Annotated in this window: 11 protein-coding genes; 6 read left to right on the top strand and 5 right to left on the bottom strand. The window is 56.0% G+C overall.

Annotation, left to right across the window (positions count from 1 at the left end; translation table 11 throughout):
• Positions 1-67 precede the first annotated feature (67 nt).
• The 3 genes from BF12_RS0100055 to gloB all read right to left on the bottom strand — a co-directional run bounded on the left by BF12_RS0100055 (position 68) and on the right by gloB (position 4688).
• On the bottom strand, positions 68-1987 hold the full coding sequence (locus BF12_RS0100055; protein ID WP_024950468.1) for an extracellular solute-binding protein: 1920 nt from the start codon (positions 1985-1987) through the stop codon (positions 68-70).
• A gap of 297 nt (positions 1988-2284) precedes the next feature.
• Positions 2285-3682, bottom strand: coding sequence for a LysM peptidoglycan-binding domain-containing protein (locus BF12_RS0100050; protein ID WP_024950467.1), 1398 nt, complete (start codon positions 3680-3682; stop codon positions 2285-2287).
• A 217-nt stretch (positions 3683-3899) separates the two neighbouring features.
• Positions 3900-4688, bottom strand: coding sequence for a hydroxyacylglutathione hydrolase (gene gloB / locus BF12_RS0100045; protein ID WP_024950466.1), 789 nt, complete (start codon positions 4686-4688; stop codon positions 3900-3902).
• 640 nt (positions 4689-5328) lie between these two features.
• Between gloB and BF12_RS17945 the strand changes: the two genes are divergently transcribed.
• The 4 genes from BF12_RS17945 (at position 5329) to nudC (ending at position 8558) form a co-directional block, all read left to right on the top strand.
• Positions 5329-6174, top strand: a complete 846-nt coding sequence (locus tag BF12_RS17945; protein WP_024950465.1) for a class I SAM-dependent methyltransferase — start codon at positions 5329-5331, stop codon at positions 6172-6174.
• Positions 6175-6378: 204 nt separating this feature from the next.
• A complete protein-coding gene (rnhA, locus tag BF12_RS0100035; protein WP_051510602.1) occupies positions 6379-6879 on the top strand; it encodes a ribonuclease HI in 501 nt (166 codons plus the stop codon).
• A gap of 132 nt (positions 6880-7011) precedes the next feature.
• The gene (gene dnaQ / locus BF12_RS17940) at positions 7012-7785 is read left to right on the top strand and encodes a DNA polymerase III subunit epsilon (protein ID WP_024950463.1); all 774 of its coding nucleotides are present in this window, start codon (positions 7012-7014) and stop codon (positions 7783-7785) included.
• The gene (gene nudC, locus BF12_RS0100025) at positions 7785-8558 is read left to right on the top strand and encodes an NAD(+) diphosphatase (protein ID WP_024950462.1); all 774 of its coding nucleotides are present in this window, start codon (positions 7785-7787) and stop codon (positions 8556-8558) included. Before dnaQ ends, nudC begins: the two co-directional genes overlap by 1 nt.
• A gap of 101 nt (positions 8559-8659) precedes the next feature.
• Here nudC and BF12_RS0100020 read toward each other — a convergent pair whose 3' ends face one another.
• A complete protein-coding gene (locus BF12_RS0100020) occupies positions 8660-8977 on the bottom strand; it encodes an SCP2 sterol-binding domain-containing protein (protein WP_024950461.1) in 318 nt (105 codons plus the stop codon).
• Between the two features lie 309 nt (positions 8978-9286).
• On the opposite strand from BF12_RS0100020, the gene sohB reads away from it, so the two are divergent.
• A complete protein-coding gene (sohB, locus tag BF12_RS0100015; RefSeq protein ID WP_024950460.1) occupies positions 9287-10381 on the top strand; it encodes a protease SohB in 1095 nt (364 codons plus the stop codon).
• Between the two features lie 237 nt (positions 10382-10618).
• On the opposite strand, the gene BF12_RS0100010 is transcribed toward sohB, so the two are convergent.
• Positions 10619-10933, bottom strand: a complete 315-nt coding sequence (locus BF12_RS0100010; protein ID WP_024950459.1) for an ArsR/SmtB family transcription factor — start codon at positions 10931-10933, stop codon at positions 10619-10621.
• A 475-nt stretch (positions 10934-11408) separates the two neighbouring features.
• Here BF12_RS0100010 and BF12_RS0100005 point away from each other — a divergent pair, with 475 nt between their 5' ends.
• Positions 11409-13385 (top strand): acetate--CoA ligase, encoded by a 1977-nt coding sequence (locus tag BF12_RS0100005; protein WP_024950458.1) that lies wholly within the window; start codon positions 11409-11411, stop codon positions 13383-13385.
• Positions 13386-13444: the final 59 nt, after the last annotated feature.

Genomic DNA, 13444 nt, shown 5'->3' with positions numbered 1-13444 from the left:
TAAGCAAATGGCGCATGAGTAGATCCAGCGACCCAGATATTCATCAGCACGTGCTGTAATTGAAGAATTACTCTCCAGGGTCGAGCGTGGCGTCTTTTGTCGGTTCTACCCACCAACTATCCAGGCTCAAGAGATATTCAGGGAACGGCTGGGGGTAGCCGAACTTGTTCCAGAGTGCGATGCGCGTAGCAGCAAGGTGCCACTGGGGCACGACATGAAAGCCCCAGCGCAGCACGCGATCCAGGGCGCGCGTTGCGCTGAGAAGTTCTTCGCGGGTCTGGGCTTGAATCAGCGTGTCGGTCAAGGCATCGATGACCGGACTCTTGAGGCCGATCAGATTGCGAGAACCTGCCACGTCGGCATAGTCGCTGGTCCAGTATTCGCGCTGCTCGCTACCCGGGCTGTTGGACTGCGGATAGCTGCCCACCACCACATCAAAATCGAAGCTACGGCGACGATTGATGTACTGATTGACGTCGACGGTACGGATACGCGCCTGGATACCGATACGTGCCAGATTTCGAATCCAGGGCTGGATGACGCGCTCGAACTGGGTGTCGTAGTTGAGCACTTCCAGCGTCAGCGGCTTGCCGGTACTGCGGTTGACAAGCTGTCCCTTGACGACCTGATAGCCCGCTTCACGCAGTAGGCCCAGCGCCTTGCGTAGGCGTGGGCGTAGGTCAGTGGGCTCATCGATCGGTAGCGATTGCTCGAAAACCGCTGGGGGGAGTTCGTCCTTGAAGGGCGCCAGCAACTCAAGCTCCTTGCCGGTCGGCACGCCGTCAGCCGCCATGTCGGAATTCTCGAAGTAGCTATGCGTCTGTTGATAGGCGCCGTAGAAGAGGTTGCGGTTGATCCAGTCGAAGTCGAAGACCAGCGCCAGCGCCTCACGTACGCGCGGATCCTCAAAGCGTGCGCGACGCTCATTGAGCACGAAGCCCTGCATGCCGGCCGGATTGCTGTCCGGCACCTCGAGCTTCTTCAGGCGCCCTTCTTGCAGGGCGGGTGTGTCATACGCGGTTGCCCAACTCTTGGCGCTGCTTTCGACATGAAGGTCAATGCTGCCGGCCTTGAAGGCCTCCAGTGATACGGTCTGGTCTCGGTAGTAGTCGTAGACCAGCGTCTGGATATTGTTGCGACCCTTGTTGACGGGTAGATCCTTTCCCCAGTAATTTTCGACGCGCACGTAACGAACCTGGCGCCCCGCATCCAGTGAATCCATGCGATAAGGGCCAGAGCCCAGCGGGATGTCCAGCGTGGCGCGCGTGAAGTCGCGATTCTTCCAGTAATGTTCGGGAAGTACCGGCAGCTGGCCAATGATCAAGGGCAGTTCACGAGCGGCTTCAGGCGACATGTCGAACCTGACGGTGTCGTCATCGATTACGCTGACGCCCGTGACGTCATGGTAATAGCTCTTGAAGAAAGGCAGGCCTTCGTCCTTGAGCAGTCGATAGGTGAAGACGACATCTGCGGCCGTGATAGGCACGCCATCGTGGAAGCGGGCGCGTGTATCGATATCAAACTCGATCGCGCTTCGATCCTTGGCGAGGCGAATACCGCTGGCCAGCAAGCCATATTCGGTGAAAGGCTCATCAGCGGATTGTGTCATCAGAGTGTCGTAGATCAGCCCCCCGAAGTAGTTCAGCCCGGCCACCGGATTTCCCTTGAGGATAAAGGGGTTGGTGGAGTCGAAACTGCCGATGGCGGCGCGCGTCATGCGGCCCCCAACGGGGGCATTTACATTGACGTAGGGGAAGTGGTCAAAGCCTGCCTTGTGAGCAGGCTCGCCGTAAATGGCCAGCCCGTGCACGGTCGGCACATTCAGAGGAGATTGTTGAGATGTCTGCTCTGGTGCCGTTGCAGAAATCTGTCGTGAGGGTTGTGCCTGTGCGCTGCCGGTGAATGTACCACCCAGTATCAGCAGGCCGATGCACAGGGTGCGTAGTGCCCCCGAGGTTCGGCGTGTGACAGGAGAAACAAGATGCATCGGCAACTTCCTTGACTGAATGACCCTGGTCAGTGGGCCGTTGACGGTATGGCTGACATTGGTGAACGCAATATACTGCCGCGAGCATGTTGTCTAAAGGCGACTCTGTCACAATCGACCTCGCCAAGAGTAACGAAGTTCCCTGCCAGCGGCCATGCTCAGGCCCACGAGTAGATACGCGAGATTACTTTATTGACATTAGATGACGAGTGCCTGACGCCCCTTGAGAAAACGCCCCCGTCATCATCGATGACGGGGGCGTTTTCTTGATGCTACGACTCTGGCGAGTGTGGCTGATCAGTTCGCGCTGTAAAGCGTCAGCATCTGGCCCGGGCGTAGATAGTCAGACACTGACAGCTTGTTCCAGCGCGTGATTTGGCGAGTGGTGACATTATGGCGTGCAGCAATGCGTGAGAGTGAGTCACCACGCTTCACAAGGACTTTTTTCTGGCCATTGGCACTGGCCAGCTGAGTGGCCGTCGCGCCGATGCGGTCTGGCACCATCAATGCCTGGCCGATACGAATCGTATTGCTCGAGAGATGATTTTTACGTTTCAGTTCTGACAGTGACAGGCCGCTGCGTCGTGCAATGACTGACAGGGTGTCACCATGCTGAACGCGATAACTATCCCAGCTCTGACGGGCTTCCTGCGGCAGTGTAGCCAACTGGCTGAGGAAGGTATCGCGCGCCGTTGCTGGAATGACCAGCGAGCTATCGCCGGGGCTAGTCGCCCAACGCTTATAGGCTGGATTCAGTGCGCGCAGCTCACGCTCGCTGATACCTGCAAGTTCTGCGGCAGTAGAAAGATCCAACTGCCCACCGGTGTCTACGGCAGCGATTTCGGCTTTGTCAGGAATTTCTGGCAGCGTGATGCCGTACTCATCCGGCGCACGAATGATGGCAGCCAGCGCCAGCAGCTTGGGCACATATTCCATGGTTTCATTGGGCAAGCTGATGCCCCAGTAGTCATCATCACCATCAGCTCGTTCACGAGCACGGTTCACGGTGCCAGCGCCAGCGTTATAGGCGGCCAGCGCTAGCTCCCAATCACCGTCATACCAACGAGTGCCCTGGGCCTGGAGGTAGTCCAGTGCAGCATCAGTGGCGAGCAGGACATCCTTGCGGCCGTCGTACCAGCGATTGCGTGTCAGCCCCATTTCATCGCCGGTGGCCGGCATGAACTGCCACATGCCTGTCGCGCCGCCGGGGTGGGCGGCATCAGGGTCGTAGGCGCTCTCGATGAAAGGCAACAGTGCTAGCTCTGCGGGCAAACCACGCGCTTCAGCGCGACGAGTGACGTAACGAATCCATGGGCGCGCTTGCTCAGCGATACGTTCGACGTGCTGGGGATGCTCCTGATACCAATCGATCCACTTGCGAACGCGAGGCCGCCCAGTGTCCTGCTGGAGTTGGTAACCTGCGCGCAGGCGCTCCCAGACATCGGCGTAATTGGCCGGGATGGCGTCCAGCGCTTCCATGAAGTTCAGTGGTGCGGCTTGCTGAACACTGGACGCTGTCATGTCATTTATCGCCGCTGAGCTGGCGCTGGCCGGCAGAGCGATCAATGGTAGGCACATGCCTGCTCCAAAGGAGGCGAGGCGAATTAGCTGGCGCAGTCGATACTGGCCAAAAGATGCATTAGACGGCGTGTCGGCGGTCTTCTGGCCGTCGGTACGGAGGTCTTGCTGATGCATTGAATGATTACTCTATGGCGAGCCGGCGTCGGATGGGCACGACGCGGGCTCAGCTAGCCGGACATTCCGGCACAATCAGTGACTGCGGGGGCTGATCGAGATCAATAAGGTTCTCGACCCGCTGTCACGCGAAACACCTGTGTCGGTGGCCATGCATCGCACGTTTGAGCGCAGATCGCACTGCAGTACCGAGAAAACAGGTGCGCGGGCAGCAGGACTAAAAGTTGTCCTTCCACTGGCGTAATGCCGTAAAGGCTAACAAGGCGGAATCTTCTTGATCCGAGGAGGCTGACAGGCGTCCTTCCTGCACCAGATGCCGTTGAAGTGCCGGATTGGCACTTCGCAGGAACGGATTGATATGCCGCTCTCGATTGATGTTCGAGGGCAGTGTGGGGCGGCCCAGCGAGCGCGTGTTCTCACAGTCGGCCGTGACATCGTCCAACAGCTTGTTATCAGGCTCTGCAGCGTGTGCAAAGGCCAGGTTGGCCAAGGTATATTCATGTGCGGGAAAGACGAGTGTATCTTCTGGTAATGCGGCCAGTCGGCTGAGAGAGTCGTGCATCTGTTGTGCTGTCCCCTCAAACAGACGGCCACAGCCACCGCTAAAGAGAGTATCACCACAGAACAGCAGCCCCGGCATGCCTGAGGTCACGAAAGCGATGTGGTCCAGTGTATGTCCGGGCACTTCCATGACTTCAAAGAGGCGGCCCTGCACACGGAAGGTGTCGCCCTGTGCAACGCGCTCATCAATGTCTTGAATGGCCGGGTTATGCGGACCGATGACACGAGGTTGATAGCGTTTGACCAACTCTGGCAGTCCACCGGTGTGATCTTTGTGGTGATGGGTGATCAGGATGGTATCCAGGGTCAGGCCCCGTGATTCCAATACCTCTATCACTGGCGTGGCATCACCCGGATCAACCACCGCAACAGCATTGCTGCCATCGCTTTGAATTAGCCAGATATAGTTGTCCTGAAAAGCCGCTATGGGCGTTACGCTCATCATATGGGTCAGGTGCTCTACGTTATCTTGTGCGTGCTGATCAGTGTGCTGAACGGTATCGCATGCGGTGACAAATCAAGAGCTTCAACATATCTGCAGGCGAGGAGCCATCAGATTGAAGCGATAAAAAGCATGCTGTCATCGACGAATACTGAAGGTTCGTCGCGACGCCATAGACACTGACACATACGCTTGGATTATGAGCTGCCGATCTTGCTGCCAACCCTCTGTGTGCCTTATTGATAGGGCGGTATACAGAGGGGAGAGCGACATCAACAACGCGAAGTATGTTCTGTGATGCTGCCATTCATGATGGCATTGGGCCCTGCTGTCCTGTCACCTTTCTCATTTGCCTGAGTCAAGGTGCCTGTTCGTGTTATTGAACAGGGCAGTATCATGACCTGTAAACAGCGGTATCGTTCATTGAATGTCAGGCTCGTCACGGGTCGGCTGGGCGACTAAAGACGCCCAGCGAGCATGTCGAGATGATGTCATTGAACGTGTTGGCGCCATTCAAAGGCATCAAGCCTGACGAGCAAGCATGTAAGTGTCAAACCCCTTATGGTGTGAGAATGTAGGCAAGTGTCAAAATTTGCCTGTGTCAGAGGGAGCTTTTCTCTCTGAAATGTCGGGAGATGGATGGATGTGGAAAGATCCCTTCACTGTGGCCAATACCGCCACGCAGCTAACGGCTGAAGAACGACAGCGTCAGCATGCTCGTTTGCTGAGCGCACATGTAAGAGCGATGCGTGCCTTCCTTGAAGGACCGGAGGGGCAGGATGTACTGACAGCAGAGCGCGAGATGCTGACACCGCTGTTTGAGCGCTGTTTCGGCTTCCATAGCCTGTGTCTTGGTCCCGGTGGCAATGATCTGTTATCGCTGTCTGCCATTCGTCACGCGATTCAGTGGGCGCCTGGTCCGGAGCTTGCCGAGTCACCCTCGACCTTGATTTGCCCCCTGACACAGCTTGCGCTGCCAGATGAAAGTATGGATCTGGTCATGATTCATCATCTACTGGAAGTGGCGCCGGAACCTCATCGTTTGCTACGCGAAGCTGCACGGGTTCTGCGCTCCAGTGGCAGTTTGATCATCGTTGCCTGGCAACCCCTCTCAGGTGAAGGGTTGTTGCGCCTAGACCCTCGTCGTCGCCATATCACGCCATGGGAAGGACGTTGGCGGACGTCTGCTGCCTTGCGTGATTGGCTGGCATTCGTGGATTTCGATATTGAGCGCATCGACTATGCCGGCTTCCATCTGCCGGGACTGAGACTTCGTCATGGTTGGCTGGAACGCATGGGGCGTCGTTACAACCTGCCTCTGGGCAGTCTCATGCTGATTCGGGCACGACGCAATGTCGGCTATGTGCAGCCAATCAATGCCAAGCGTTCTCGTGTCGCCATTCAGGGTGTTGCCATCAGTCAGGCAACGCGTATGCATGCCCGTGAAGGACATGTGCCCCGGCGTGAGGCTGATAAGGGTAAGCGCTGACATTCAGTCATGCTTGCTGACGAGACACCATGACACGCCGTATTCGCCCCGATGTCAGAGGCTGTAAAAAAACACAGTGGCTTTTGCCGCAGTCCGGCACGAATGGTTAGAATGATGGCCCATTGTCGTGCGTTGTTGTCGGTGAGGGGCGTATTGATGTCCTGGCAGCGTGTGCGTTTCTTTCATCCTTTGAGAGTGTTCCCTGTGAGTCAAAGTCCTTCCACGCCTGATTCAGCCGCTGATGCTACCGCCGATACTTTGCCTTCCCGGGTTGTGATCCATACCGACGGTGCCTGCAGGGGTAATCCGGGCCCGGGTGGCTGGGGGGCGATCCTTGTCAGTGGCAAGCATCGCAAAGAGCTCAAGGGCAGTGAGCGTGAGACCACCAATAACCGCATGGAAATGACAGCCGCTATCGAAGCACTGAAGGCATTGACCAAGCGCTGTGATGTGGTGTTGTGGACGGATTCTGAATACGTCAAGAACGGTATTACCAAATGGGTGCATGGCTGGATAAAGCGTGGCTGGAAGACAGCCGCCAAGCAGCCGGTCAAGAATGAGGAGCTCTGGAAGGCGCTGTTGGCCCAGAGCGAGCGTCATGCTATCGAGTGGCGCTGGGTAAAGGGCCATAGCGGTGATGAAGGTAATGAGCGCGCTGATAGTCTGGCCAACGAAGCGATTGACGAGATGCAGCGCCGCGTTTGAAGCATCACACTCTTACGCTTTCTGTCAGCAACGCAGTGCCGGATATGTCATGTTCTCTTCCGGCTTTCACCATGAGGCTTGCGCCTTGCGGCAGCGACGTCAGTCGCTCCACTGTTCACCAAGAGGTCTGAGATGCGTCAGATTATTCTCGATACTGAAACCACCGGTATTGATCCAAAGGAAGGCCATCGCCTGATCGAAATCGGTGCGGTGGAGATGGTCAATCGCCGCCTGACCGGCCGCAGCTATCATCAGTACGTCAATCCTGAACGTCTGATCGACGAAGAGGCGATGGGTGTCCACGGCATCACCGATGAACGTGTCGCCAACGAGCCGGTGTTTGCCGATGTGGCGGATGCCTTCTGGGAGTTCATCAAGGGCGCCCAGCTGATTATCCATAATGCACCATTCGATGTGGGCTTCATTGATAACGAATTCAGGCTGATCAATTCGGCGCGCGGCACTCCGCTTGGGCCAGTGGCCGATCACTGCGCCATCCTTGATACGCTGAAACTGGCTCGTACCAAGCACCCCGGCCAGCGTAATAACCTGGACGCGCTGTGTAAGCGCTATGACATCGACAACGGGCATCGCGTGCTACACGGCGCGTTGCTGGATGCCGAGATTCTGGGTGATGTCTACCTGGCGATGACCGGTGGTCAGACCGCGCTGGGGTTGGATACCCTCGACGAAGGTGATGGTGAAGAAGGCGGCGTTGTCGGGGTTCGTCGCCTGCGCGATGATCGCCCGCGGCTGGTCACGCCTGGTCTTTCTGCGTTGGAGCTTGAACGCCACAATGCCTGGTGCGAAGAGATACGCGCCAAGGCAGATTGTGCATTCGATCACGTGACCATTGCAGCACTGGGCAGTCTGGATTCTCGGGGTAACCCGGGAGGTCATGCCTGATGTTGGTGCGTGATCTATCTCGGATGGCTAGTCGTCACGGATATCTGATCCGTATTGGCCGCGAAGGCGTCGCGCCGGCAGCTGATGGTGGAATCATTCAGCCACAGTGCGATTGGCCGTCAGGCGCGATAGGAATTGGTGAGTGGCAGGGGGCGCCAATTGCCGCACTCGGCGAGGCCGGCTCACCAGAGTGGCCAGCTGCGCGGCAATGGCTGCATAGTTTGCCGCGGGATCAGTTTCCATTGTTGTCGAGTGCACTACAGGTGCTCAAGTGGATGCGTGACCATCGGTTCTGCGGCCGTTGTGGTAAGCGCATGAAGCGGCTTGAGCACGAGTTTGCGATGCATTGCACCGGTTGTCAGCATCGTAGTTATCCGCGTATCTCGCCTTGCATCATCACGCTGATTACGCGAGGGCGCGAATTGTTACTGGCGCGTAGTCCGCGTTTCGGGCCAGGCATGTACTCGACACTTGCAGGTTTTATCGAAGCCGGTGAAAGTGCTGAAGAGGCAGTGCGGCGCGAAGTGTTCGAGGAGGTTGGCGTTGAAGTCGGGCGGGTGAGCTACTTCCAGAGTCAGTCCTGGCCTTTCCCGCATTCCTTCATGCTTGGCTACTACGCTGAATATGCAGGAGGGGATATTGTCATTGATGGTGCCGAGATCGAGGATGCCCAGTGGTTTACGCCAGAAGATCTGCCGGGGTTACCGCCGAGGTTCTCCATCTCGCATGCGCTGATTGACAACTTTCTGCGCTCGGTAGCCAGCGGTCGTTGAGCGCCCCCATGTGGCAATGCGAATCGCCACCTCCAAAAAAGCCCCTGCCAGTTGGCAGGCTTTTTTGGAGGAAAGCAGCTCTCACGTGTTTCTTTCAAACATCAGCCATTGGGAAACAGTGACGTCAGCTTGGTGGCCAGCATGATGTTGCCGGTTGCCTTGAGTCGGCCAGTCATGAACGCTTGCATACCATCGACTTCGCCCTTCATGACGCCCTTGAGAGTTTCGCTGTCGGTGCTCAACGTGACAGACGGATCATCATGCTCTCCTTCGGCGACATCCAGCGTGCCATCCTTGATGATCATGTAGTAATCATCGCTATCGGTGATGTTGAACTGGAAAACTTCGTCCATGCCCTTGGCCGCTTCCGGGTTGAAGCGGTTCTTGAGCATGTCGATAACAGTGTTGGCTGTGGCCATGAGGGTATTCCTTATCGATACGAGTGGCGATGAGAGCCGAGAAAATACAAAAGCGGCCGTCGAGAATGTCTATCAGACTATTTCAAACGACCGTTCCAATCAAGTCGTTGGGGATGATCTTTTGAAGTGTGTGACCGAGCATTATTCTTTATTGATGAAACAGGGAGAGTGACAGCCTTCAGCACTTGCAGGCAGGCAGTGACGCCCCAATGTCTGTCGGATCTCCGTTAGCCGGCCATGCTGCCGGCTAACCTATTATCTGCTCGGGAAAATGTCCGGCAATTATCTTATCTGCTCAGGAGCAAGTGCATGCAATGGATTTCGGCCTACGGCCTCTTTCTGGCACAGGCAATCACTGTCGTGGTAGCGATTGGTGCCATCATTCTTATCATTGTGCGTGCGCGCCAAGGTGATGGGGGTGAGCGTGAAGCCAAGCTGAAGATTCGCCCTTGGAATGAGCGCATGAAAGCCTATCAGCGTGAGCTAAGCCAAGCTGGTCTTGAAGATGCTGAATACGCGGCCAACGAAAAGGCCCGCGCCAAGCAGCATAAGCAGGAAGCCAAGGTGCTCAAGAAGGCACTGAAGGCGAAAGCCAAGAGTGGTGACAAGTCATCTACCGATGCCACTGTGCATGGCAACGGGCGTCGCGCGTTTGTGCTGGATTTTGTCGGCGACATCAAGGCAACTGGTGTTGAAAGTCTTGCAGAGCAGATTACCGCGCTCGAAGGTGTACTGGGTGAGAAGGATGAAGTGGTTCTGCGACTGGAGTCTGGTGGTGGCCTCGTCCATGCCTATGGCTTGGCAGCAGCGCAATTGGATCGTCTGCGTGCCAGCGGTGCGCGACTGACGATCACCGTCGATAAAGTGGCTGCCAGTGGAGGCTACATGATGGCCTGCGCGGCAGATCATGTGATTGCAGCACCGTTCGCGGTCATCGGCTCCATTGGTGTGGTTGCCCAGGTGCCCAATGTGCATCGTTTACTCAAGAAACACGATGTAGATGTCGAAATTCTGACGGCAGGGCGTTATAAGCGCACTCTGACGATGCTGGGTGAGAATAGCGAAGAAGGACGTGAGAAGTTCTTGTCTGATCTCGCACGGACTCATGAGCTGTTCAAACAGCATGTCGGTAGTCGCCGGCCGCAACTGGATGTCGACGCTGTATCTCAGGGTGATATCTGGTATGGAAGTGAGGCGATCGATATTGGACTTATCGATGAAGTGGGAACTAGCCAGGCGCTGTTGTCTCGCTATCTGAAAGAAGAGGTCAAGGTGTTTGAAGTCAGCCTGGAGAAGCCGCGTCGTGTGATGGATCGTTTTGGCAAAGGGGTGACATTGGGGCTGGATCGCGTACTAGACCGTGTGTTGGAGCGCAATGCAGAGTCTCGCTGGCATCAGCAGTAAGCTCAAGCGAGGTTGTCGCGTGCTACCTTGAGATAGTGTTCTCAATATTTGCTCAAGACAGAAGGCCATTCCGTGGCCCGCCTGTTTCACATCGAGAGTCTTGGGAGAAAGGGTGTTGCGCGTGCCATTATTGACGGCTAGCGGTGCTGCATCCTCGCTACTGAAAGTCAGAATGTAGTTCCTGGTAATGCGAGTGGCCTTACGACAAGGGCGTCAGTCTAAGACTGGCGCCCTTTTTTAACGATAGAGTTCCTGCAGCGCGCGAATGACGCCTGCTGCATGAGGACCTTGCAGCGAGTAATAGATGGTCTGAGAGGAGCGTCGTGTCCGGACCATGCCTTCGCGGCGTAGAATTGCCAGGTGCTGGGAAAGCGCTGACTGAGATAGTTCAAGACGAGCATTCAATTCACTGACCGACATTTCGCTATCGCTGAGCAGGCACAGAATGCGCAGGCGGTTCTCATTGCCCATTGCCTTGAGCAGGGCAGTGGCTTCTTCAATGATTCGTTCACCCGACTGGTGCAGCGTGATGACATTGCTGGGCGCAGGCATGGGGCTTTTCCTCGCGGCTGATAATTTGGCATTCATGCGTAATATCCTTGGTAATCGATTCTGGGCTACGCCGTGGCGCTTGGTTATGACCTATCCTTGATTAGTGAATGATCAATAACTCCGCGTGTTACGTCCAAGGGAATCTTAAACGGTAAATCATCGAGCGTGGTGTCTTGATGCTTTGACATTTTGACAAGTCTGCCCTGAGTAGGCATTCAAGCGTATGTTTAAGGCTTGTCTTTCGATTTTTCAGTGCCAGTACAGTGGTATGACTAGTGGGATGGCATCTCAATAAGGCAATTTATGTCCTAAGGTACATCATGGTATGACGATTTTTACGAAAAGACGGCAATTGGCTGCCGCTATGTTCAAACGTTCGTTATACGCAGCACTAGCCTGAGTCATACCCCTCCAAGTGAAGGGCAGTGGAAGAACAATAAAATAGCCGTCATCCAAGCGATGGAAGAGGTAATACATGCTCGAGGACACCACGCTTGCGTCGCGCGAGCGCTATATGGCACTTGTCGCGTGCGCCAATGAGACGCCAGAGGATTTTTGGGCCAAGCAGGCTCGACGGATTAACTGGTTTCGACAGCCGCAGACCATTCTCGCCTGGGATACTCAGCAGCATGCTCGCTGGTATATCGATGGTGAGATGAATATCTGCCACGCCGCGCTGGATCATCATGTTGCAGAGGGGCGAGGCGATCAGGTCGCTCTGTATTGGGACTCACCGGTCACCGATAGCAAACGGCAGTATACCTATCGTGAGCTGCGTGATGATGTTGCACGGCTGGCCGGTGTCTTGCGTGGCTTGGGTGTCGAGAAGGGTGATCGGGTCATCATTTATATGCCGATGGTGCCGGAAGCCATGATGGCCATGCTGGCATGCGCTCGCCTGGGGGCTGTGCACTCGGTCGTCTTCGGTGGTTTTTCGCCCAAGGAGCTTGCTGTACGCATCGATGATGCCGCCCCCAAGGTCATCATGGCGGCTTCTTGTGGCGTCGAGATAGATCGAGTCATCCCTTACAAGCCGTGGTTGGATGAAGCGATTGAACTTGCTGGGCACACACCTGAGGCCTGTCTGGTCCTCCAGCGCGATCAACAGCTCGCGACGCTTGGCCCACGAGATCATGACTGGCAAGCGTGCTTGCAAGATGCTCAGGCAACTGAAGCCGTCAGCATGCTGGGTAGTGAGCCGTTATATATACTGTATACCTCCGGTACTACCGGCAAGCCCAAGGGAGTGGTGAGAGACCATGCCGGCTATGCGGTTGCGCTGCATTATTCGATGGAAATTCTATACGGTGTCCGCCCCGGCGATATCTTCATGGCGGCTTCCGATATCGGTTGGGTCGTTGGCCACTCCTATATTGTGTACGGCCCGTTGCTCATTGGGGCGACGGCTGTCATGTATGAAGGGAAACCAGTCAAGACGCCGGATGCAGGTGCCTTCTGGCGCTTGATTGAGGAATATCGCATCAGTTGTTTCTTCAGCGCGCCGACCGCGTTTCGCGCGATCAAGAAGGAAGACCCCGAAGCGTCACTGATAGGAGGGCGAGATATTTCCAGTCTGCGCAGTCTGTTTCTCGCCGGAGAGCGCCTCGATCCCCCGACCTATCACTGGCTGAATGACTTGTTGCCGGTGCCTATCGTGGATCACTGGTGGCAGACAGAGACCGGCTGGCCCGTCGCCGGTAACCTCCTGGGGCTTGATATGCTGGAAGATGCGCAGGCACTGCCGCATGCGCCGGTCCCTGCGCGTGCCGGGAGTGCCACCTGGCCCTTGCCCGGCTTCAATGTCCAGATACTGGATGGCATGGGGGACCAAGTCGCGGCAGGAGAGCAGGGAAATGTCGTCATTCAACAGCCGCTGCCACCGGGATGCCTGACGGGCCTCTATCAAGATGCCGCTCGCTTTCAGTCGGCCTATCTTGCCGCCTACCCCGGTTATTATCTGACTGGTGATGGTGGTTATCTCGATGAAGACGGCTATCTATTCGTGATGGGCCGCATCGATGATGTCATCAATGTGGCAGGCCATCGTCTCTCGACGGGTGAAATGGAGCAGGTATTGGGCGCGCATCCAGCCATTGCCGAGTGCGCCGTGATCGGTATCGAAGACTCACTCAAAGGTGAAATGCCGCTGGGACTCGTGATCATCAAGGATGACTGGACCGGCGATGAGAAGGTTCTTCGTCAGATGCTGCGTGAGCGTGTACGTGACAGTATCGGTGCCATTGCCTCGCTCAAGGATGTGCTGATCGTGGAGCGCTTGCCCAAAACCCGTTCTGGCAAGATTCTGCGCAAGATGATCCGTCAGATCGCTGCGGGCGAGCAGTATCAGGTGCCTTCGACCATTGATGACCCTTCAAGCCTTGAAGATGTCAGAGAAGCGCTTAGTGATGCAGGAATCGGGCGGGCAGAGCAAGCGCGTTGCGCGAATGAATAGACCGGTAGCGAGTGTTGAGTAAATCGACAGTTCGTTAGTTGCTACACATAAAGAAGCCC

The sequence above is a fragment of the Cobetia crustatorum genome (assembly GCF_000591415.1).
Classification (GTDB): Bacteria; Pseudomonadota; Gammaproteobacteria; order Pseudomonadales; family Halomonadaceae; genus Cobetia; species Cobetia crustatorum.
This window is presented reverse-complemented; position numbering and strand designations above follow the sequence as displayed.

Bases quoted from the DNA above. Each gene is read 5' to 3' on its own strand.
- BF12_RS0100010 (WP_024950459.1), bottom strand. From the start codon at position 10,933: ATGCCTGCGCCCAGCAATGTCATCACGCTGCACCAGTCGGGTGAACGA.
- sohB (WP_024950460.1), top strand. From the start codon at position 9,287: ATGCAATGGATTTCGGCCTACGGCCTCTTTCTGGCACAGGCAATCACT.
- dnaQ (WP_024950463.1), top strand. From the start codon at position 7,012: ATGCGTCAGATTATTCTCGATACTGAAACCACCGGTATTGATCCAAAG.
- BF12_RS0100020 (WP_024950461.1), bottom strand. From the start codon at position 8,977: ATGGCCACAGCCAACACTGTTATCGACATGCTCAAGAACCGCTTCAAC.
- nudC (WP_024950462.1), top strand. From the start codon at position 7,785: ATGTTGGTGCGTGATCTATCTCGGATGGCTAGTCGTCACGGATATCTG.
- BF12_RS0100005 (WP_024950458.1), top strand. From the start codon at position 11,409: ATGCTCGAGGACACCACGCTTGCGTCGCGCGAGCGCTATATGGCACTT.
- gloB (WP_024950466.1), bottom strand. From the start codon at position 4,688: ATGATGAGCGTAACGCCCATAGCGGCTTTTCAGGACAACTATATCTGG.
- BF12_RS17945 (WP_024950465.1), top strand. From the start codon at position 5,329: ATGTGGAAAGATCCCTTCACTGTGGCCAATACCGCCACGCAGCTAACG.
- BF12_RS0100055 (WP_024950468.1), bottom strand. From the start codon at position 1,987: ATGCATCTTGTTTCTCCTGTCACACGCCGAACCTCGGGGGCACTACGC.
- BF12_RS0100050 (WP_024950467.1), bottom strand. From the start codon at position 3,682: ATGCATCAGCAAGACCTCCGTACCGACGGCCAGAAGACCGCCGACACG.